Origin of the sequence: Arthrobacter sp. LFS091, from assembly GCF_047977885.1 — a bacterium.
Taxonomy (GTDB): Bacteria; Actinomycetota; Actinomycetes; order Actinomycetales; family Micrococcaceae; genus Arthrobacter.
In genome coordinates this window covers 1-21,511 of record NZ_JBFPFP010000002.1, presented here as the reverse complement: position 1 = coordinate 21,511, position 21,511 = coordinate 1, and the positions used below count along the sequence as shown (strand labels likewise).

12 protein-coding genes and 1 rRNA gene are annotated in these 21,511 nt (G+C 61.4%); 11 read left to right on the top strand and 2 right to left on the bottom strand.

Annotation, left to right across the window (positions count from 1 at the left end; all coding sequences use genetic code 11):
* Positions 1-107 precede the first annotated feature (107 nt).
* Positions 108-917, bottom strand: coding sequence for a carbon-nitrogen hydrolase family protein (locus tag ACNQOP_RS02880; protein ID WP_416403602.1), 810 nt, complete (start codon positions 915-917; stop codon positions 108-110).
* A gap of 118 nt (positions 918-1,035) precedes the next feature.
* Here ACNQOP_RS02880 and glgX point away from each other — a divergent pair, with 118 nt between their 5' ends.
* The 7 genes from glgX (at position 1,036) to ACNQOP_RS02845 (ending at position 8,868) form a co-directional block, all read left to right on the top strand.
* A complete protein-coding gene (glgX, locus tag ACNQOP_RS02875) occupies positions 1,036-3,150 on the top strand; it encodes a glycogen debranching protein GlgX (RefSeq protein WP_416403267.1) in 2,115 nt (704 codons plus the stop codon).
* 24 nt (positions 3,151-3,174) lie between these two features.
* Positions 3,175-3,654 carry a ribonuclease domain-containing protein gene (locus ACNQOP_RS02870; protein WP_257370346.1) on the top strand — a complete coding sequence of 160 codons (480 nt, stop codon included), beginning with the start codon at positions 3,175-3,177 and terminating at the stop codon, positions 3,652-3,654.
* Between the two features lie 6 nt (positions 3,655-3,660).
* On the top strand, positions 3,661-4,020 hold the full coding sequence (locus ACNQOP_RS02865; RefSeq protein WP_257370345.1) for a barstar family protein: 360 nt from the start codon (positions 3,661-3,663) through the stop codon (positions 4,018-4,020).
* Between the two features lie 259 nt (positions 4,021-4,279).
* Positions 4,280-4,606 carry a hypothetical protein gene (locus ACNQOP_RS02860; protein ID WP_416403264.1) on the top strand — a complete coding sequence of 109 codons (327 nt, stop codon included), beginning with the start codon at positions 4,280-4,282 and terminating at the stop codon, positions 4,604-4,606.
* Between the two features lie 397 nt (positions 4,607-5,003).
* Positions 5,004-5,648: a hypothetical protein gene (locus ACNQOP_RS02855; protein WP_416403263.1), complete on the top strand. Its 645-nt coding sequence runs from the start codon at positions 5,004-5,006 to the stop codon at positions 5,646-5,648.
* Entirely contained in the window at positions 5,645-6,853 is a 1,209-nt protein-coding gene (locus tag ACNQOP_RS02850) for a hypothetical protein (RefSeq protein WP_416403262.1), read from the top strand. The genes ACNQOP_RS02855 and ACNQOP_RS02850 overlap by 4 nt, the downstream gene beginning before the upstream one ends.
* Complete coding sequence (locus ACNQOP_RS02845) at positions 6,850-8,868, top strand: ATP-binding cassette domain-containing protein (protein ID WP_416403261.1); 2,019 nt, start codon at positions 6,850-6,852, stop codon at positions 8,866-8,868. Before ACNQOP_RS02850 ends, ACNQOP_RS02845 begins: the two co-directional genes overlap by 4 nt.
* A 95-nt stretch (positions 8,869-8,963) precedes the next feature.
* On the opposite strand, the gene glgP is transcribed toward ACNQOP_RS02845, so the two are convergent.
* Positions 8,964-11,588 (bottom strand): alpha-glucan family phosphorylase, encoded by a 2,625-nt coding sequence (glgP, locus tag ACNQOP_RS02840; protein WP_416403259.1) that lies wholly within the window; start codon positions 11,586-11,588, stop codon positions 8,964-8,966.
* A 125-nt stretch (positions 11,589-11,713) separates the two neighbouring features.
* On the opposite strand from glgP, the gene ACNQOP_RS02835 reads away from it, so the two are divergent.
* The 4 genes from ACNQOP_RS02835 (at position 11,714) to ACNQOP_RS02820 (ending at position 21,383) form a co-directional block, all read left to right on the top strand.
* Entirely contained in the window at positions 11,714-13,798 is a 2,085-nt protein-coding gene (locus tag ACNQOP_RS02835; RefSeq protein ID WP_416403258.1) for an alpha-1,4-glucan--maltose-1-phosphate maltosyltransferase, read from the top strand.
* Positions 13,798-15,594 (top strand): maltose alpha-D-glucosyltransferase, encoded by a 1,797-nt coding sequence (gene treS / locus ACNQOP_RS02830; RefSeq protein WP_257370339.1) that lies wholly within the window; start codon positions 13,798-13,800, stop codon positions 15,592-15,594. The genes ACNQOP_RS02835 and treS overlap by 1 nt, the downstream gene beginning before the upstream one ends.
* 1 nt (position 15,595) lies before the next feature.
* A complete protein-coding gene (locus tag ACNQOP_RS02825) occupies positions 15,596-19,258 on the top strand; it encodes a 1,4-alpha-glucan branching enzyme (protein ID WP_416403256.1) in 3,663 nt (1,220 codons plus the stop codon).
* Between the two features lie 605 nt (positions 19,259-19,863).
* Positions 19,864-21,383, top strand: a 16S ribosomal RNA gene (locus ACNQOP_RS02820).
* Positions 21,384-21,511: the final 128 nt, after the last annotated feature.

Genomic DNA, 21,511 nt, shown 5'->3' with positions numbered 1-21,511 from the left:
GGGCCCAACGCTCTCCCAGTTCTTGCCGCGATGTGGAGGAGCGTTGGGCTCAAGGGGCAGGGATGTGGAGGAGCGTTGGGCTCAAGGGGTAGGGATGTGAGGGAGGGCTAGAAGTCGCGGCGGTTGGCCAGGACGGGAAGTTTTTGGCGGGCTTCTTCGACGTCGGCGGGGTCGAGGTCGGCGAAGATGAGGCCGGGTTCGCTTTCAAGAGCTTCCAGAACCTGCCCGAAGGGGGATACGACGGCGGAGTACCCGACTCCCGTGGGCGCGGTGCCTTTGGCTTCGATGCCTTGGGTGGCGGGGTCCCCCTGGCCACAAGCGAGCACGAACGTGGTGGTGTCCACGGCGCGGGCCCTGGCCAGAAGCTGCCATTGCTCGGCCTTGCCGGGTCCTGATCCCCATGACGCGGACACGATGTTCACCACGGCGCCGCGTTGGGCGTTGGCCGTGAAGAGTGCAGGGAAACGGATGTCGTAACAGGTGGCCAAACCAAAGGTGACGCCGCCGGCGTCGAACGTCACCGGGTCTGTACCGGCCTCAACGGTGTCCGATTCCGCAAAGCCGAACGCGTCGAAGAGGTGGATCTTGTCGTAACTGGCCTCGACGTTGGGCCCGGTGGCCAGAAGCGTGTTCCGCACCCGCGGCTTACCTGCCTCGGAGGGAGTGCCGGGTGTGAACATACCCGCGACGATCACCACATCAAGCTCCGCAGCGAGGGCGCGCACGCGGCTGGCCCACGGTCCATCGAGGGGTTCGGCGATGTCCAACAGCGAGTTCCCGAACGCTCGCATCATGGCCTCCGGGAAAACCACAAGCCCGGCTCCGCCCTCCTTGGCGCGGCGGGCGTACTCCTCCAGGAGCCGCAGATTTTCGGTCAGATCCCGGCCGGTGATGACTTGGGCGAGTGCAACGCGCACCATTGAACCTCCAGTTGTCTCCGTTCCAGTATGCCAAGTAATGAATTCACTGGGCCGAACGTCGTCACATGAGCGCCGGACGCGGCACATAGTGGGCGTGGAACTAAACTTGCAATCAATGGTTATGCCTATCTTTGACACAGAAGCTGCCGTCGACGCGTCGCGTCCCCGGCCCCTCGGACTGAGCACGCCCCAGTCCGGCCTTTCCGGTGCGACGGATGCGCAGGACCATGAAGTGAATGTGGCCGTCTTCGCGCCTGACTTGGAGCGGGTGGAGGTTGCCTTCCAGTCCCCGGGCGCGCCATGGCGCGCGCAGGTTCTTCCCAATGTGGAAGATGGCGTGCACTTCGGGCTGATCGCCGGAATGCCGCCCGGCACCCGTTATGGTTTCCGCGAGGCACCCGCAGAGGCTGGCCTCCCCATGCCGGTTCCTGCTTTGGACCTGGACGACGACGGCGGGACCGGGCTGCTGCTCGATCCTTACGGGCGCGCTGTGGACCAGCGGGGCGAGTTCCTCACGAGCGTCCACATGGACAACAGTTTTGATTGGGGCGACGACCAGCCGCCAAGGACACCCATGCGGACGTCCGTGATTTATGAAGCCCACGTCCGTGGGCAGACGATGCTTCACCCGGACATCCCGGAGCACCTCCGCGGCACGTACGCGGGGATGGCGCATCCTGTCATGATCCAGCACCTCACGGAGCTGGGGATTACCGCGGTTCAGTTGTTGCCCATCCACTTCCATTTGGATGAGGCGCACCTGCAGGACCTTGGCATGACCAACTACTGGGGCTACAACACGGCGGCATTCTTTGCCCCGCATGCCGACTACGCCACCGAGGCCGCCCGGAACGCTGGCCCGCACGCCGTGCAGGATGAGCTCAAGGGCATGATCAAGTTGCTGCATGCGGCCGGCATCGAGGTGATCCTCGATGTTGTGTACAACCACACAGCCGAGGCCGGACCTGACGGACCCGCCATCAGCTTCCGGGGGTTGGCTGAGAAGCGGTACTACCGGCACGACGCCCACGGACGCTACCTGGACACCACCGGCTGCGGAAACACGTTGGACTTCAGCGATCCCGTGGTAGTGGACCTCGCCCTGGATTCCTTGCGTTACTGGGTGAACGACTTCCACGTGGACGGTTTCCGCTTCGACCTTGCGGTGACCCTCTGCCGTGACGCGGGGAACACGTTCGACCCCCAGCACCCGTTCCTGCAAGCCATCGCCGAAGACCCGGTGTTGTCTGAGGTCAAGCTCATCGCTGAGCCGTGGGATGTAGGCTACGGCGGCTGGCAGACAGGCCGCTTCCCGCAGGGCTGGTCGGACTGGAATGACCACTTCCGCGACGGCGTACGCAGCTTCTGGCTGTCCGACCGCGCCGCCATTGAGGCCGGTGGCCAGGGTGGCTCCGTGGCGTCGTTGGCTGAGCTCATGGCCGGTTCAGCCAATCTCTTCGCATCATCCGGGCGCACGCGCCTTGCCTCGGTCAACTTCATCACGGCCCACGATGGCTTCACGTTGAAGGACCTGGTCAGCTACGACCGTAAGCACAATGAGGCCAACGGGGAGCAGAACCGCGACGGGCACGGCGACAACCGGAGCTACAACCACGGAGTGGAGGGCCGCAGCGAGAATGAGGCGATTGTTGCCGCCCGTTCCTTGTCCATCCGCAACCTGATGGCCACGTTGCTGCTGTCCTTCGGTGTCCCCATGATCACGGCCGGCGACGAGCTTGGCCGAACGCAGCAGGGCAACAACAATGCTTACTGCCAGGACAATCCCACGGCCTGGCTCGACTGGAGCCGCACGCAGGAAGCCAACGCCATGTTCCGGACCACACGGGAGCTGGTCAGGCTTCGCAGGTGGTTCCTGAGGCGCCAGCCTGAGAGCTTCCCCGGCCAGGCGAATGACGCGAGCCTGCAGTGGTTCGATGACAAGGGCAAACGGATGACTCCGGCCCGCTGGAACGATCCCAACGTCCGCTCGGTCCAACTGCTGATGGGCCATGAAGACAGTGAGATCCGGGGCCTGATCGTCGTGAACGGCACCAACCACGACGTGAAGATGATCTTGCCCGAGATCCTGAGCGAGTCGGGCATCGGCAAGCGGATGTTTGAACTCCGCTTCACCACATCGGTGCTGCACGAGCGTCGCAAGGGCGCGTTGGTGGCGTCGGGCGAGAGGGATATCCTGCAAGCCAACACCATCAACGTCTACCGCACGTAGCCCCACCGAACAGGAAATCCCCACATGAACCGCAGCCGCAGCAAACTGGTGGCTTTCGCGGGGCTGGTGATCGCCGTCGTCGTTCTTGTGGTTGCCATGGTGGGCGGCGGCGCCCTGACCGCCCCCTCCACCGCGCCGCCGACGCCTTCCAGCGCGCAAACCACGACGCCGGTACCTGGCGCCGTTTCCACGGCGGCTGCCGGCGTGGCGAACCCTTCCAGCCTGCCCACGATCAACGCGTCGCAGCTCCCCAAGGAAGCCCGGCAGACACTGGCCCTGATCGCGAAGGGTGGTCCGTACCCGTACGGTGAAGATGATGGAAACTTCGGTAACTTCGAAGGACTTCTCCCTAAGAAGGCGAGCGGCTTCTATAAGGAGTACACCGTTGTCACACCCGGCGCGTCCAACCGCGGCGCACGCCGGATCATCGTGGGCAAGGACACCGCCAAGTACTACACCGCCGACCATTACGAGTCGTTCAAGTTCATTGTCGAAGGCAAGTAGGAGCCCATGAAAATCTATTCAGCAGACACTTGGACCCTTGAAGAACTCAAGGAACAGGTCTCCGACGCCGGCCGCCGCACCCTCCTGGTACCGCCCGCCAACACCAAGCAGTCAGTGTTGGAAGTCTTCGCCCAGGTCCTCGACTTCCCCGAGTTCTACGGCGTGAACCTGGACGCCTTGAACGACTCCCTGCACGACTACGCGGACGCCTTGTCAGAGGACGACGGCGGCCCGGTCACCATGATCTGGCAGGTCCCGGCGGCCTACCGAACGGACCGCTCCTTCGGCGTGGTCTGCGAGATCCTGCAGGACGCAGAGCGTTACGCGGGCCGGGACCTGGCAGTGATCGCGGTTTTCCAGAACTAGTCGCTCCGACGTCACAAGTGGTTCCCACCTGAGTTGTGGCAACCGCCGAAATATCCTAAGTGGTGCGAGCGGCCCAATCGTGACGCGAAAAATTGAATATTTCTTTGTTTGTTCCCTTTGTTTCAAAAGGTTGAAATTAAAAGTGTCGGGAGATACATTCTTGCAGAGGCAATTATGTGCCTCGTCACTTGCGAATTGGGGAACGCGCGGACGTAATTGCAAACCTCATGGCGCACGAGCTGAATGAGGATCAGTAAATATGAAAAAGCTCTCACGGGCGGCTGCTGTCGTCGCGCTTTCCACTGGGGCCCTTTTTACCGCCGGCCAGTCGGCGAATGCCAGTATCTTTTACGATAACAATGATTACGGCGGCGCGACGTACGGAGCCGACAATTCGACCTGGATGGGGTCCTTTGACAATAAGGCGAGTTCAGTAAAAAACTTCGGCTACTACGTAACCTGGTGGCAAGACATTAACTACGGCGGAGCTGGCTTCGGCAGCTCCAACGACTATAGCGCCATGGGTTGGTACGTGCCCTTCCTGGGAACGTGGAATGACAACATCAGCAGCTTCCATCGGGGATAAGTCCAGCAGCACTCTGTCCGCTTAGCACAGAGTGAGCACCACCATGCTTTGACCTGCCGATCAAAGTATCTGCAGGTCAAAGTTGCTGTCTGAGAAGTGGCTAGGCGACTCAGTCGAGGCGCTCGAAGTGAGATTGGAAGCGGAAGTGCCGAGAAGAATTCCTGAACGAAGGACGCGCTGGGCTGTGCTTGTTTCGGTCTCGCTAGCCATGGCCGTAGCTTTGGCTATTTCATCCTGTTCTGGGGCCGCGGACAGTCCAATCACCCCAGACCCATCTGGAAAAGTGAATCTGGACTACGAGAATTCTCTGATTGTGTTTCCTGTCGATTCGTATGGAATCTCGGCTCGTGATCGCTCTCAAATTCTCCTCGCGCGGGAAGTCATTATGACTACGTGCATGAAGAAATTTGGCTTCATCGACGATCCGAACGCTGCTTATCCCAGGGCAGAGAACCGGAACTTTGGCGTGTGGAACGTTGATCGCGTGAGGCAGCACGGCTTCCGGCTTATTGGAGAAGACTCTCAATCGAACCGGAAGCACGATGAGGCGGGTGCGTGGGGCGACGCCAGATATGAGTGTCTCGCCAGTGAAAAGAGCAAGATCGATGAAATCACTCCACCGGACGATCTTATGAACGGGGGCACTGCAGCAGAAATTGCCTTGAAGAGCCTGAGCATGGCATCAGAAACCTCTGCCTGGAAAGCCGCCAAAGATGACTGGGACAATTGCGTCTCAGCGGCCGGCTTGACGCCGGGACGGGACGCCGCCACCGCGATGTGGTCGAGCCAGCAGTCCTTTGACCTGCAGGTGAGGACAGATCAGCAAAACCCGTCGAAGGCGGACGCGGCTGAGGGCATCCGAATCGCCACGATTGAAGCCGAATGCAATCAGGAGGTACGGCTAACCCAAACGCTCGGCGATATTCAAGCAAGCTACCAGTTGCCGCTCATAAGGCAGAATGAGGCAGTTCTTGTTGAGCTCAAGAAGAAGAGCCAGAAGTACGTGGATGCCGCTGAGAAGTTGTTGAAAGAGACGCAGTGAAGGATGCCCGGCCCAAGAGAGCGGCGGCAGCTGTTGGCTTGACTCGGCTCTCGCGACGGTGGCTGGTCGTCCTTTTGGCACTGACCGCAGTCATTTCGGCGGGGGTGGGCTTGCTGGCTGGGCGCGTCTTTGATCAATCAGATGTCATTCGGCCAGAGAACTCTATGGCCGAAGTCCCCGTCTATGCAAAGGTTGAAAACCGTATTGTCGACGATCGGCTAACGTTCGCCGGAGTTATCAAAGCCGGACCGGAAGTGCCGATCCTCATCGATCTAGAGGGACAAGAACCAATTGTCGTGCGTCAGACGCTTAAGGCGGGGGAAGCGTTAGAGTGGGGCGACCTTGCGGGGGTAGTTTCCGGCAAGCCCTATTTCGTTCTGCCGGGTCCGCTCCCGTTGTATCGGGATCTCTCTCAAGGCGATGAGGGAGATGACGTGTTGGCTCTGCAACGGGCGCTTACGCAAATGGGGTACGTCACCCGCGAAACTGGTCACTTGGACAGCGCAACCATAGCAGCAGCATCCTCTTTCTTTGCCAGCGAGGGTTTCACCTTGAACAGCGGCCGAGTGCCCGCCGAGAAGAGTCACCAAGTCGAACCAGGAGCTACACCGGAAAATCCGGCACCAGACGGCTCGAAAACTTCTACGGTGTCGATCCCGTTCAGGCAACTGCTGGCCCTCCCCGTCGCTAGCGCGACCGTAATCTCCGCGCTGGAAATAGGGCAGAAAGTGACCGTCCAAAGCCCTCTGGCCACGTTTCAAACCGAAAACAACTTCGTCGAATTCATTGCTGAGGGCCAGCAGGCGGAATCCCTCAGGACTGGGCAGGATGTCACTATCAGGGTCGCGGAGAAGGAACTGACAGGACGGATCACAGCAGTAGGTCCATTTACGGATGCGGGTAATGGGCAACGTGTGGGATATCCCGTGACGGTAGAGGCCATAACTAAGGCAGATCTGGCCTTGTTGACCCCCAATTTAAGCGTCACTGTGGCAGGTAAGGGTAGTGCGGCACAGGCTCTCGCAGTGCCGTTATCCGGTATTCGACAGGATGCCGATGGGGCTTACGTTCTCAGAAGTTCGGGGGGCGATAGAAGTACAAAGGATCCCGCAGCACGCGTCCCCATCACGGTTCTTCGGTCAGGGGGAGGTTTCGCCGCGGTCACTGGTGATCTCAGCGAGGGGGACGAGGTCCAAATATCGTGACGACTTCGCGATCGGCGCTCCTCGCACATGGAGCGGGAGAAGCGGGATTCGATGAAACATTGGCCATCAGCTTGGCAGGAGTTTCGCGCACATATCCAGGCGGCGGGCCCCCGGCTCTATCTGACGTCTCACTGGCGATTCAGTCCGGTGAGTTCGTGTCCATTGTGGGCCCCTCAGGCTCGGGGAAATCAACGCTTTTGAACATCATGGGCTTATTGGACAGGCCCAGCTCCGGACGCCTCGTAATTCGTGGGCAGGCCGCCGGAGCCGCTTCAGAACGAAACCTCGACACGGTGCGCCTGGACTCCATCGGGTTTGTTTTCCAGTCGTCTAACGTCATCGGTGACCAAAGCGTGATAAGCAATGCCGCTATCGGGCTGCGGGTCCAGGGCGTGCCGATGGACGAACGAGCAGAGACTGCATTGGACGCGCTGGAGTTCGTGGGGCTGGAGCATAAGCGCATGGTGCAAGCTAAACTCCTGTCAGGCGGAGAACGGCAACGCCTTGCAATAGCAAGAGCAATCGCAACGCACCCGCAGATCATCCTTGCCGACGAGCCGACAGGCAATCTTGATTCCGACAACGGTCAACGGGTCATCGAATACCTTCGGAAGCTCAACTCCGAGGGTGTCACCGTAATTATCATCACCCATGATTTGAATGTGGCGAACCAAGCAAATCGCCGGATCGAGATCCAGGACGGTCGAATCACGAGTGACGCCGAAACCAATAATCATCCCAGGCCGCGACGTAAGGTCCCGGCCCACCCAGCGCCCTTCGTTATGTCAAGCCAGCAGTCATGGGCGTCACGCATCGCTCAGTCCCTTTTGGATGATTGGGGTGATGCGCTCACGGCGCTCTCCGCTCGTACCATCCGAACGACCCTCCTCATCCTTGCCTTTGCCATCGCCATTGGCGGGATGACTGGCGCCCTTGGTATCAGTTCAACCACTTCGAATGCCATTAACACTCGGCTGGCGATTGCGTCACAGGATACTCTGTCCATGACTGTCGGAGACGGACCTGTTGTGCTTCCGAGCGATTTCGATGAACTTCGTTCCGGGGTAGATCGCATTACCCGCGTTCCTCATGTAGTTGGCGCATCCTATGTTTACTCAGCGGTTCCGGCAGACGTACGTATTACACGGGTTGGACCTTCCGATCTGGAACCTGAAACGCCGTTGTCACTTCATTCCTCCTCGAAGAACTACTTCGATGACTTCGGTATACGGCTAATTCCCGACAACAGCCGGACTGCCCTCGACAACCCACGAGCTGGTCCTCTCGCAGTAGTCTCGACCAAGGCAGCAAAAGCGCTCGACATCCCGTATAGCAAGAAAACGGGTCCGGTTGAGGGGGCGAGCATATGGATCGATGACCGGCTCGTGCCCGTTATTGGTGTATTCGATCCCGGTCCAAATTTTCCTGAGTACGCCAACTCCGTCTTCGTAGACGCCAGCATAATGCGTGCCGTATCCAGGACCGACCTAAAAATTCAAGTTAGAACTGAAAAGGGCTTCTCGGCTGCGATCGCGCAAGTTGCACCGCTGGCGTACTCGCCGAGCGACCCCGGAAAGGCGCAGGTGGACGTCACCGCCGATATTCAGTCGATCAGGCAGGGTGTCTCAAATGACCTCGGGTCCCTCATTGCTTTGCTGTCGCTTGTCCTGACGCTCCTGGCCGTTATCACTGCGGCTTCCTCGATGTACCTGACGGTTCAGAACCGGTCGGCAGAGGTAGCCCTCCGACGAGCGATCGGCTCAAGTCGATGGCTGATTTGCCGGTCCTTCATTCTTGAGGGCTTCATCGTTGGAATAACAGCAGGTTTGCTTGGCGGCATCATCGGAACCATGACCACGCTCGGGGTCTCTTGGATCCAGTCCTGGCCGCCTGTGTTGCCGTCAGATCTCTGGCTCGTCGGAATCCTTCTAGGTACGGCCACCGGTATTGTGAGTGCCATATATCCTGCCTGGGTCGCCAGCCGCAAGGATCCCGCTATTGCAATTCGGGGCTAGCAAGCCCACAGGCTTTGGGATCCGACTCAAACGTCGCTGGCCCGTTAATTCGTTGTTGGGCAACAACGGCAAAGCGGGCCAGCAACGGATCAGGCCTAGGCGTTCGCGATCAACCCCAACTCAGCTTTGGAAGCCAACGCCGAGTGCTTCGGGAACACGCGGACGGTGTAGCCGAAGGAGCCTGAGCGGTTGATGACCAGGGAGCCGTTGAAGAGGTGGCGTCCGTTCCCGAGGTCCTCCACGGAGTCCAGTTCGGCCACCACCACATCCTCCAGCTCATCGGTCTCTTCGGCGCGGCCGAAGGCGACCTCCACGGAGACGTCGTCGGGTGTCAGGTTGTTGAGGGCCACGTAGGCGTTGACCTGCAGGGTGTCGCCCACCTGGGGTTCCTCCGAGACGCCAACGGAGTCCACATGCTCCACCACGACTTCGGGCCACGCGCTCCGCACCTTCGACGTCCAGGCAGCGAGTTCCTTCGCTTCCTTGAACGATTCAGCCACAGCGCGGCGCCCCGAAACAGCGGCCGGGCAGTAGAGGTTGTTCACGTAGTCGTGCAGCATGCGTTCTGCCGAGACCGCCGGGCCGAGGTTGGCCAGGGTGTGCTTGATCATGGATACCCAGTGGGTGGGCACGGTCTCGGTGCTGGACTCGGACGGGCCTGCCGCACCGGCGCCCTGGGCCACGGTTGTGCCGTAGAAGCGCGGCGCCACCTGGGTTTCAAGCAACTCGTACAGTGCGGATGCTTCGATGTCGTCGCGCTCGTCGGCGGAGGCGTTGTTGTTGGCCGTGGGGATGGCCCAGCCGTTTTCGCCGTCGTACATTTCGTCCCACCAGCCGTCGAGGACGGACAGGTTGAGCGAGCCGTTGATCGCGGCCTTCATGCCGGACGTACCGCAGGCTTCGAGCGGGCGGAGCGGGTTGTTGAGCCAGACGTCGCAGCCCGGGAAGAGGGTCCGCGCCATGGCGATGTCGTAGTTGGGCAGGAACACGATCCTGTGCCGGACTGCGGGGTCGTCAGTGAAGCGGACCAGGTCCTGGATCATTTTCTTGCCGGCATCGTCCGCAGGGTGGGACTTCCCGGCGATGACCAATTGGATGGGGTGCTTGGGGTCCAGGAGCAGGGCCTTCAGGCGTGCGGGGTCGCGCAGCATGAGGGTGAGCCGCTTGTAGGTGGGGACGCGGCGGGCGAAGCCGATGGTGAGGACGTCGGGGTCCAGCACTGAATCGGTCCACCCAAGTTCGGCGTCCGCGGCGCCGCGCTTCTTCCACGACGCCCGGAGACGGCGTCGAACGTCGTCGATGAGCTGGGCGCGCAGGTCGCGGCGGAGCGCCCACACGTCCTCGTCGCTGACGTTGTAGGCCAGGTCCCAGCGTCCCAGCGCTTCCGCTTCGGCGCCGAACTGGTGCCGGGCCAGGGAAGAGATGCGCGGGTCCACCCAGGTGGGTACGTGGACGCCGTTGGTGACGGACGTGATGGGAATTTCGGAGTGGTCGAATCCCGGCCACAGCCCGGCGAACATTTCGCGCGAAACCACGCCGTGCAGTTTGGCGACGCCGTTGGCCCGCTGCGCGAGGCGCAGGCCCATGACGGCCATGTTGAAGACGGAGGGGTTGCCGCCTTCGTAGTTTTCCCGGCCGAGTTCCAGGATCCGGTCGGTGGGAACGGCTGGCGCCAGTCCGGCGTCGAAGAAGTGCTTGATCTGCACGGTTTCGAAGCGGTCGATGCCTGCAGGCACGGGGGTGTGCGTCGTGAAGACGGTGGAGGCGCGTCCTGCGGCCAGGGCTTCATCCCAGCTGAGGGGATCGGTGGCGTTGGACATGGCTTCCTGGATGCGTTCGATGCCCAGGAAACCTGCGTGGCCTTCGTTGGTGTGGAAAACCTCGGGCGCCGGCGTGCCGGTGAGCTCCTGGTAGACGCGAAGGGCCTTGACGCCGCCCATGCCCAGCAGCAGTTCCTGCTGGAGGCGGTGGTCGCCGCCGCCGCCGTAGAGGCGGTCGGTGATGCCACGGGCAGCTTCGTCGTTGGACGGAACGTTTGAGTCCAGCAACAGCAGTGGAACGCGTCCGACGTCGGCACGCCACACGTGCGCGTGGAGTTCACGGCCGTTGGGCAGCGGCAGGGAAATGTGGACTGGCTTCCCCGGGACGCCGTCCTTGCCGGCGTGGCGAAGCAGGGTCAGCGGCAGGCCGTCCGGGTCCAGGACGGGGTACGTTTCCTGCTGCCAGGCGTCGCGCGACAAGGACTGCTTGAAGTAGCCGGCCTGGTAGAGGAGGCCGACGCCGATCAGCGGCACGCCGAGGTCGGACGCGGCTTTGAGGTGGTCGCCTGCCAGGATGCCGAGGCCACCGGAGTACTGCGGCAGGACCTCGGTGATGCCGAATTCCGGAGAGAAGTAGGCGATGCAGGCGGGAGCGTCCTCTCCGAGGCCCTGGTACCAGCGCGGTTCGCTGAGGTACCGGTCCAGGTCCGCTGCTGCGTCCTGCACGCGGGACACTACGTCGCCGTTGTTGGCGAGGTCCTGCAGCTGTTCGCGGCTGATCGACCCCAGGAGGGCTATGGGGTCGTGTTGCGAGGCCTCCCAGAGAGCCGGGTTAAGGCTCGCAAAAAGTTCCCTGGTGGGCCTGTGCCAGGACCAGCGCAAGTTGGTCGCCAAGCGGGCCAGGGGCCTGATGGGCTCAGGGAGGACGGTGCGGACTGTAAACCTTCGAATTGCCTTCACGAGCGCCACACTAACGGACTGGCATGGCAGTCGGAACCGGATTGGGTTTCTTTTAGGTAAAAGTCATCTTGCGCAGAGGAGAAAGGTCGTTTGCTTAGCATTTCCCGATTTTTGTCGCTAACGTCGTGCTTGTGACGAATACCGTGCGAAACATCACCGCCCTGAAAACCAAGACGAAAACGGACATCACCGACGGACTTCGTTTCGGCCGGTTCCCCATCACGGCTGTTCAGCCGGTGGTGGAGGGTGGCCGTTTCCCGGCGAAGGCCCTGCCGGGGGAGGACCTCGTGGTGGGTGCCACGGTCTTCCGTGAAGGCCACGACCAGCTTGGTGTGTCCGCTGTGCTGCTCGACCCGAGAGGCAGGGAGCGCCAGCGTGTGCGCTTGAATCCCGCCCAGGGCGAACAATGGAAGGGCCTTGACCGCTGGGAGGGCCTCATCACCCCCGGTGGCACTGGCGCATGGTCATTCGTCATCGAGGCGTGGCACGACCGCTACGGAACGTGGCACCACAACGCAGAGGTCAAGATCGCCGCCGGCATCGACGTCGAGTTGATGCTCGCCGAGGGCGCAGCCCTCCTGGCCGAAGCAGCCGACGACGCCGGGCGCAGCGGGGCGGACAAGCGCACCCTTCGTGCCGCTTCTGTCGTGCTGGCCGACACCTCCAAGTCTGCCGAGGAGCGCCTTGCAGCCGGGTTCAGCGCCCAGGTGCTGGACGCCGTCGAGCGCCTTCCGATCCGCGAATTGGTGACTGTTTCCGAACGCTTCCCCCTGCAGGTGGAGCGCGACCTTGCCGGTCGGGCCGCCTGGTACGAGTTCTTCCCCCGTTCCGAGGGCGCGGTTTTCGACCACAACACCGGGGTGTGGACGTCCGGTAATTTCCGTACGGCGGCGAAGCGGCTCGACGCCGTGGCGGAGATGGGATTCGATGTTATCTACATGCCGCCCATCCACCCGATCGGCTTCCAGCACCGGAAGGGACGCAACAACACCCTGACTCCGGGGCCCAACGACCCGGGTTCGCCGTGGGCCATTGGCTCCAAGGACGGTGGCCACGACGCCATCCACCCCGAGCTGGGAACGTTTGAGGATTTTGACGCTTTTGTTGCCCGCGCCAACGAGCTGGGGCTAGAGGTAGCGCTGGACCTCGCGTTGCAGGCCGCCCCCGACCACCCTTGGGTGACGTCGAACCCTGAATGGTTCACGACGCGCGTGGACGGATCCATTGCATATGCGGAGAACCCGCCCAAGAAGTACCAGGACATCTACCCGCTGAACTTTGACAATGATCCCGCGGGCCTGTCGAAGGAAATCCTGCGGATCGTGCTCTTGTGGATCAGCCACGGCGTGAAGGTCTTCCGCGTGGACAACCCGCACACCAAACCGGTCTGGTTCTGGGAGTGGCTGATCGGGAAGGTCAACAAGAAGCACCCCGACGTCGTTTTCCTCGCCGAAGCTTTCACCCGCCCACCCATGATGCATGCCCTGGGCCGGGCCGGTTTCCAGCAGTCCTACACGTATTTCACGTGGCGCAACACCAAGACGGAGCTGGAAGAGTACTTCTACGAGGTCAGCCACGTCAGCCCGGCGTATTTCCGGCCCAACTTCTTCGTCAACACCCCTGACATCCTCACCGAGTACCTGCAGTACGGTGGTCCGGCGGCTTTCAAGATCCGCGCAGTCCTGGCTTCCACAGCCAGCCCGTTGTGGGGCGTGTACGCAGGCTACGAACTGTATGAGCATGTTGCCCGCCCTGGTGCCGAGGAGTACATCGACAACGAAAAGTTCGAGATCAAGGCCCGGGACTGGGAGGGTGCGGCCGAGTCCGGGCGGACCCTTGCTCCGTACATCACGCGGCTCAACGCCATCCGCAAGAACCACGTGGCGTTGGGGGACCTGCAGAACCTGACGTTGCACCACAGCACGGACGACGCCACGATTGTCTACTCCAAGCACAAGACTCTTCCGGACGGCACCAAGGACACGTTGATCATTGTGGTCAACGTGGATCCGCACAGCGCCCGGGAGAGCACGGTGTCCCTGGACCTGGCAGCGTTGCAGCTGGACCCTGAGGACTTCAACGAGGACGGCCGCTTCCGCGTGGACGACCTGATCAGCGGACAGAGCTGGGAGTGGGGCGAGCACAACTACGTTCGCTTGGACGCTCATGTTGAACCCGCACACATCCTGAGCATCCGGAGGCAGCTTTAGTGAGTTTCTCTCCGCAAAACCCCAGCCAGTACTTCACTCCGAAGAACACCTTCGAGTTGAACGCCCCAGGTCTCCAGCACGATCCGAACTGGTACCGCAAGGCAGTCTTCTATGAGGTACTGGTGCGGGCCTTTGCGGATGCCAACGGGGACGGCTCGGGCGACTTCCATGGGCTGATCGAGAAGTTGGACTACCTGCAGTGGCTGGGCGTGGATTGCCTGTGGCTGCCGCCGTTCTTCCATTCTCCGTTGCGTGATGGCGGCTACGACATTGCGGACTACACCTCGGTGCTGGACGAGTTCGGGACCATCAGCGATTTCAAGCGGCTGGTGGCTGAGGCGCATGCCCGCGGCGTCCGGGTGATCATCGATCTTCCCCTGAACCACACCTCGGACCAGCACCCTTGGTTCCAGGAATCACGCAAGGACCCCACGGGCCCCTACGGGGATTTCTATGTGTGGAGTGACACGGACGAGAAGTACCAGGATGCCCGCATCATTTTCGTTGATACGGAAGAGTCGAACTGGACCTTCGACCCTATCCGCCGCCAGTTCTTCTGGCACCGGTTCTTCAGCCACCAACCCGACCTGAACTTCGAGAACCCCAAGGTCATCGAGGCCCTCTTCGACGTGGTCCGGTTCTGGCTGGACCAGGGCATCGACGGTTTCCGTGCCGATGCCATTCCGTACCTGTTCGAAGAAGAGGGCACAAACTGCGAGAACCTGCCGGCCACGCACGCCTTCCTGCAGGATCTTCGCCGGATGGTGGACGCGAACTACCCGGGCCGTGTGATCATCGCGGAGGCCAACCAGCCGCCGCATGAAGTGGTGGAGTATTTCGGCACCGAGGAAGCTCCTGAATGCCATATGGCCTTCCACTTCCCGATCATGCCCCGGCTGTATTACGCCCTGCGTGACCAGAAAGCCGCGCCGATCATCGAGACGTTGCGGGAGACCCCCGAGATCCCCAAGGGTGCCCAATGGGGCACATTCCTCAGGAACCACGACGAGCTCACCCTGGAGATGGTGCCGGCCGAGGAGCGTGCCGCGATGCTGGGGTGGTACGCCCCGGATCCGCGCATGCGGGCGAACATCGGTATCAGGCGCAGGCTGGCCCCGCTGCTGGATAATTCCCGCGCCGAGATCGAACTGATCAACGCGCTGTTGCTGTCCCTGCCTGGTAGTCCCTTCCTTTACTACGGGGATGAGATCGGCATGGGAGACAACATCTGGTTGGACGACCGCGACGCCGTCCGCACGCCCATGCAGTGGAACCCCGATCGGAATGCGGGCTTCTCGGGAGCGGATCCGGGAAAGCTGTACCTGCCGGTCATCCAGTCGCTGGTTTACAACTACAGCATGGCCAACGTTGAGGCGGAGGCGGCGCACTCCGGTTCGCTGCTGCGCTGGACGCGGCAGATCCTCAGCGTTCGAAAGAACCATCCGGTGTTCGGCTTGGGCGGTTTCCGCCACATTGAGGCCGACCACGAGGTAGTGCTGGCGTACGTGCGTGAGTTGCCGCCCGGTAATCCGGATGGGGAGGTCGCCGAAACCATACTGTGTGTGTTCAACCTTTCGCAGCACCCTGTGGCAGCTACCTTGGACCTTCCCGAGTTTGCGGGCCGCGGCCTGCGCGATATCTTCGGCGGCCAACCCTTCCCGGCTGTCGGCGAGAACGGCAACCTGACCGTGATGCTGGGCAGCCACAGCTTCTATTGGCTGCGGCTGCGCTCGGCATCTTCCAATCCATCGTCGCCTTTTACCCAGGCGATCCCCGTGGTGTCGACCAAAGGATGAGATGAGCAAGGGAACAAACAACCCCGCCATTGAAAGTCTTCTCCGGACCTGGCTCCCCACCAAGCGCTGGTTCCCGGTGAAGAGCCCCGATTTTGCCGTTGAGCAGGTGGGCGGTTTCAGACTCCCGGCCGCCGCCGATGATGCCGCGTTTGAGGTGGTGTTGTTGGCAGTCACCTACCGGACGGCCGACGGCGGTCCCCGGACTGACGTTGTCCAGGTGCCGTTGAGCTTCCGCAGCCAGCCGCTCGTGGACGCGCCCACAGCGCTTTTGGGTGAGTTCACTGATCCGGAACGAGGGCTTCAACTGGTGTACGACGCCGTGTACGACTCCGCGTTCGTTTCCGCTTGGCTGGACTTCATGCGCAGCGAAGCCTCCTTGGAGGACAGCCTGGCGCAGGGGCATCTCACCCACGGCAAGGTCACGCTCCCCAGGAATCCGGTTTCTGCGCGAGTCCTCTCCGGTGAGCAATCGAATACCTCGGTCATCATCGACGACGGCGACTCGGCCGCCATCCTCAAGGTTTTCCGCGTGCTGGCGGCCGGCAAGAACCCGGAAGTGGAGCTGGGCGCAGCACTGACGGCGGCCGGAACCAGCGAGGTTCCCGCGACGCTTGGTTGGATCACCGGCTCGTGGCACCAACCGGCGTCGAACGGTTCCGCAACCGCCACCGGTGAGCTGACAGTCGCCCACGAGTTCCTCCTGGGTGGGCAGGATGCCTGGCGCCTGGCCGTCGACGCCGCGGCGGCAGGGAAAGATTTCACCGCGGAAGCCCGCGGCTTGGGAGCGGCGACAGCCACAGTCCATGCCCGGCTGGCCGAAACGTTCGGCGTTCTGGACGGTCAGGCACAGGGCCCGGACATCATCGCCACTGTTGCCAGGCGGGTCCGTCAGTCCTGGGCAGAGGCCGCCTCCGCCGTCGGGCCTTACGACGCGAATGTTCAGGAACTGCTGGACACTTTGAACCCGCGCGACGTCGGGCAGTTGCAACGCGTGCATGGCGATCTTCACCTTGGGCAGATCCTTTGGGTCCCGGGCGCTGAAGACCGCGCAGGGCGTTGGGCCATCCTGGACTTCGAAGGGGAACCGCTGCGCACCATTGACGAACGCAATATGCCCGACCTTCCCCTGCGGGACGTGTCGGGAATGCTGCGGTCCTTCGACTACGCCGCAGGCGCCGCCACGCGCGAGAACGCCGACGCCTCGGTGCCCGAAACCTGGGTGGATGACTGCGCTGCCGCCTTCCTTGAGGGGTACAGCGACGTCACCCCCGGAACCATAGACCGCCGCTCGCCGCTCTTTGTGGCATTGTGGCTGGACAAGGCCTTATACGAGGTGGTCTACGAGCTGCGAAACCGGCCCGACTGGCTGTCGATCCCGGTCAACGCATCGCGACGAATCCTCGACAACACAAGCCGCGGCAAGCATGCGGCAGCTACAGCGGAAGGTAATGACATGACTGGCTCTGCACGTACCGAACGGCCCCGAGTCCCACTGCACGTGGATTCCGAGACCTTGGAACGCGTGGCAGCGGGGGCTTACCACGCACCGCACTCCGTGCTCGGCGCCCATCTGGATGATCACGGCCACGTCACCATCCGGACCGTGAAGCACTTGGCCAAGTCCGTTGCGGTAGTGACCGAAGCCGGACGCACGGACATGACGCACGAGGCACACGGGGTCTGGGCTGCCGTCCTGGAACCGCTGCAGCCCGGCCACGTGCCGGACTACCGTTTGGAAGTGGCGTACGACGCCGAGACAGTCACCGTTGATGACCCGTACCACTACTTGCCCACGGTGGGCGAGGTAGACCTGCACTTGATCGGCGAAGGCCGGCACGAGCGGCTGTGGGACGTCCTTGGTGCCCATGTCCAGCACTACCGGTCCTCGCTGAGCGAAGTGGACGGGGTCTCCTTCGCGGTTTGGGCTCCAAACGCGCAGGCTGTCCGGGTCAAGGGTGACTTCAACGGCTGGGACGGCCGCTCTCACGGCATGCGTTCCCTGGGCTCCTCGGGCGTATGGGAACTCTTCATTCCCGGTGTTGTAGCAGGGGCGTGCTACAAATACGAGATCCTGACCAAAGAAGGGCAGTGGGTGGAGAAAGCGGACCCCCTGGCCTTCGGGACAGAAGTTCCGCCGCTGACTGCCTCGCGGGTGGTTGATCCGAGCTACCGCTTCAAGGATGAAGAGTGGATGGCTGCCCGTGCACAAAGGGATCCCCACAATTCGCCGATGAGCGTCTACGAAGTCCACCTGGGCTCCTGGCGATTGGGCCTTGGCTACAAGGAACTGGCCAAGGAACTCGTCGACTATGTGAAGTGGCTTGGCTTCTCCCACGTGGAGTTCATGCCCGTCGCCGAGCACCCTTTCGGTGGCTCGTGGGGCTATCAGGTGACGTCCTATTTTGCGCCGACTTCCCGGTTCGGGCACCCGGACGAGTTCCGGTTCCTCGTGGATTCCCTGCACCAGGCAGGCATCGGCGTGCTCCTGGACTGGGTCCCGGCGCACTTCCCCAAGGACGCCTGGGCTTTGGCCAAGTTCGACGGCCAGCCCCTGTATGAGCACTCCGATCCCGCCCTCGGTGAGCACCCGGACTGGGGAACACTGATCTTTGACTTCGGGCGCAGCGAGGTCCGGAACTTCCTGGTGGCCAACGCGCTGTACTGGCTGGAGGAGTTCCACATCGACGGCCTGCGCGTGGACGCGGTGGCATCCATGATCTACCTGGATTACTCCCGCGAAGAAGGACAGTGGCGCCCCAACAAGTTCGGCGGCCGCGAAAACCTCGAGGCCATCTCCTTCATGCAGGAAGTCAACGCCACGGTCTACAAGTCCCACCCGGGAGCCATCATCATCGCCGAGGAGTCCACGGCATTCCCCGGCGTGACGGCACCGACCAACCACGGCGGGCTTGGTTTTGGGCTCAAATGGAACATGGGCTGGATGCACGATTCGCTGAAGTACATCTCCGAAGACCCCATCAACCGCAAATGGCACCATGGCACCATCACGTTCTCCCTGGTCTACGCGTTCACGGAAAACTTCCTGCTGCCCATCAGCCACGACGAGGTAGTCCACGGCAAGGGTTCCATGCTGCGCAAGATGCCGGGTGACCGGTGGCAGCAGCTGGCAAACCTTCGCGCCTTCTTTGCATACCAGTGGGCGCACCCGGGCAAGCAGCTCATCTTCATGGGTACCGAGTTCGGCCAGGAAGCGGAGTGGTCCGAACAGTACGGGCTGGACTGGTTCCTCGCCGACATCCCGGCCCACCGCGGACTCCAGCTTCTGGTCAAGGAACTCAATGAGCTGTATTCCTCGACGCCGGCACTGTACCAACGCGACAACGAAGCCGGCGGTTTCCAGTGGATCAACGGCGGGGACGCGGACCACAACGTCCTCACCTTCATCCGGTGGGACCATGAAGGCAAGCCGCTGGTCTGTGCCATCAACTTCTCCGGCGGCCCGCACAAGGACTACATCCTGGGTGTACCTGGAGCAGGGGAGTGGGTGGAGGTGCTGAACACCGACGCCGAAACGTATGGCGGCTCGGGTGTCGTCAACGCCGGCACCTTGAAGGCCAGCGCGCCGGGAACCGATGGACAGCCGGCCGCGCTCACCGTCACGCTTCCGCCGCTTGGGGCCTCGTGGTTCGCGCCCTCCGAATAGACCCACGCTCTCTCACGTAATCACCCCTTCCGGCCGACGCTCTCTCACGTAATCACCCCTTCCAGGCAACGCTCCTCCACTGTGGTGGGGGAGCGTTGCCTGTTCAGCTTGGGTCAAGCGTTCGACGGCGGTTGCCGGCCGTGGCGTTTGGCTTCCGATCAGCCCGGCGAGCCCTGGTTCTCCGACCGGCTAGCCCGTCCCGATACGGGTCTTTGCCAAGCCGGCAGAGTGTGTGTATAGTTAGTACCCGCGCTGCTCCCCAGTGGAGGAAGGCGAAACCGACATGAATCCTCAAGGAAAATCAAGTCAACTTCGCCGATTTGACCCGGAGGCGGGCAGCGGGTAAGTTTGAAAAGTTGCTCCGGAGCGATCCTGGGCCCCTTGTGGGGTGTGGGTGGTGCCGGTAAGTGTCTGTTGTTTGAGAACTCAATAGTGTGCCAAGTTTGTTGATACCGATTGTTTTATTGATTGGTTGAAATTATGGCTGGATCATTGCGCACCCCCGTGTGTGGTGGTCTGGTTTTCAGCTGGTTTCGAATTTTGTGCAGCCGCGTTTTACCGTTATTTCCGGTGGGTGTGGTTGTGTCTGTTTGATTTGTTTTACTTCAACGGAGAGTTTGATCCTGGCTCAGGATGAACGCTGGCGGCGTGCTTAACACATGCAAGTCGAACGATGATCCCAGCTTGCTGGGGGATTAGTGGCGAACGGGTGAGTAACACGTGAGTAACCTGCCCTTGACTCTGGGATAAGCCTGGGAAACTGGGTCTAATACCGGATACGACCATTCCACGCATGTGGTGGTGGTGGAAAGCTTTTGTGGTTTTGGATGGACTCGCGGCCTATCAGCTTGTTGGTGGGGTAATGGCCTACCAAGGCGACGACGGGTAGCCGGCCTGAGAGGGTGACCGGCCACACTGGGACTGAGACACGGCCCAGACTCCTACGGGAGGCAGCAGTGGGGAATATTGCACAATGGGCGCAAGCCTGATGCAGCGACGCCGCGTGAGGGATGACGGCCTTCGGGTTGTAAACCTCTTTCAGTAGGGAAGAAGCGAAAGTGACGGTACCTGCAGAAGAAGCGCCGGCTAACTACGTGCCAGCAGCCGCGGTAATACGTAGGGCGCAAGCGTTATCCGGAATTATTGGGCGTAAAGAGCTCGTAGGCGGTTTGTCGCGTCTGCTGTGAAAGACCGGGGCTCAACTCCGGTTCTGCAGTGGGTACGGGCAGACTAGAGTGCAGTAGGGGAGACTGGAATTCCTGGTGTAGCGGTGAAATGCGCAGATATCAGGAGGAACACCGATGGCGAAGGCAGGTCTCTGGGCTGTAACTGACGCTGAGGAGCGAAAGCATGGGGAGCGAACAGGATTAGATACCCTGGTAGTCCATGCCGTAAACGTTGGGCACTAGGTGTGGGGGACATTCCACGTTTTCCGCGCCGTAGCTAACGCATTAAGTGCCCCGCCTGGGGAGTACGGCCGCAAGGCTAAAACTCAAAGGAATTGACGGGGGCCCGCACAAGCGGCGGAGCATGCGGATTAATTCGATGCAACGCGAAGAACCTTACCAAGGCTTGACATGAACCGGTAATACCTGGAAACAGGTGCCCCGCTTGCGGTCGGTTTACAGGTGGTGCATGGTTGTCGTCAGCTCGTGTCGTGAGATGTTGGGTTAAGTCCCGCAACGAGCGCAACCCTCGTTCTATGTTGCCAGCGGTTCGGCCGGGGACTCATAGGAGACTGCCGGGGTCAACTCGGAGGAAGGTGGGGACGACGTCAAATCATCATGCCCCTTATGTCTTGGGCTTCACGCATGCTACAATGGCCGGTACAAAGGGTTGCGATACTGTGAGGTGGAGCTAATCCCAAAAAGCCGGTCTCAGTTCGGATTGGGGTCTGCAACTCGACCCCATGAAGTCGGAGTCGCTAGTAATCGCAGATCAGCAACGCTGCGGTGAATACGTTCCCGGGCCTTGTACACACCGCCCGTCAAGTCACGAAAGTTGGTAACACCCGAAGCCGGTGGCCTAACCCTTGTGGGGGGAGCCGTCGAAGGTGGGACCGGCGATTGGGACTAAGTCGTAACAAGGTAGCCGTACCGGAAGGTGCGGCTGGATCACCTCCTTTCTAAGGAGCTGCTAACAACTGTCCGTGTTCTGTGTATGCGGTTCGTGGTGGTTGTCAGTGTTGCCCATTGCGCAGGCGTCTGTTCTGCGGTGGGTGCTCATGGGTGGAATATCAACGAATCATTTTTT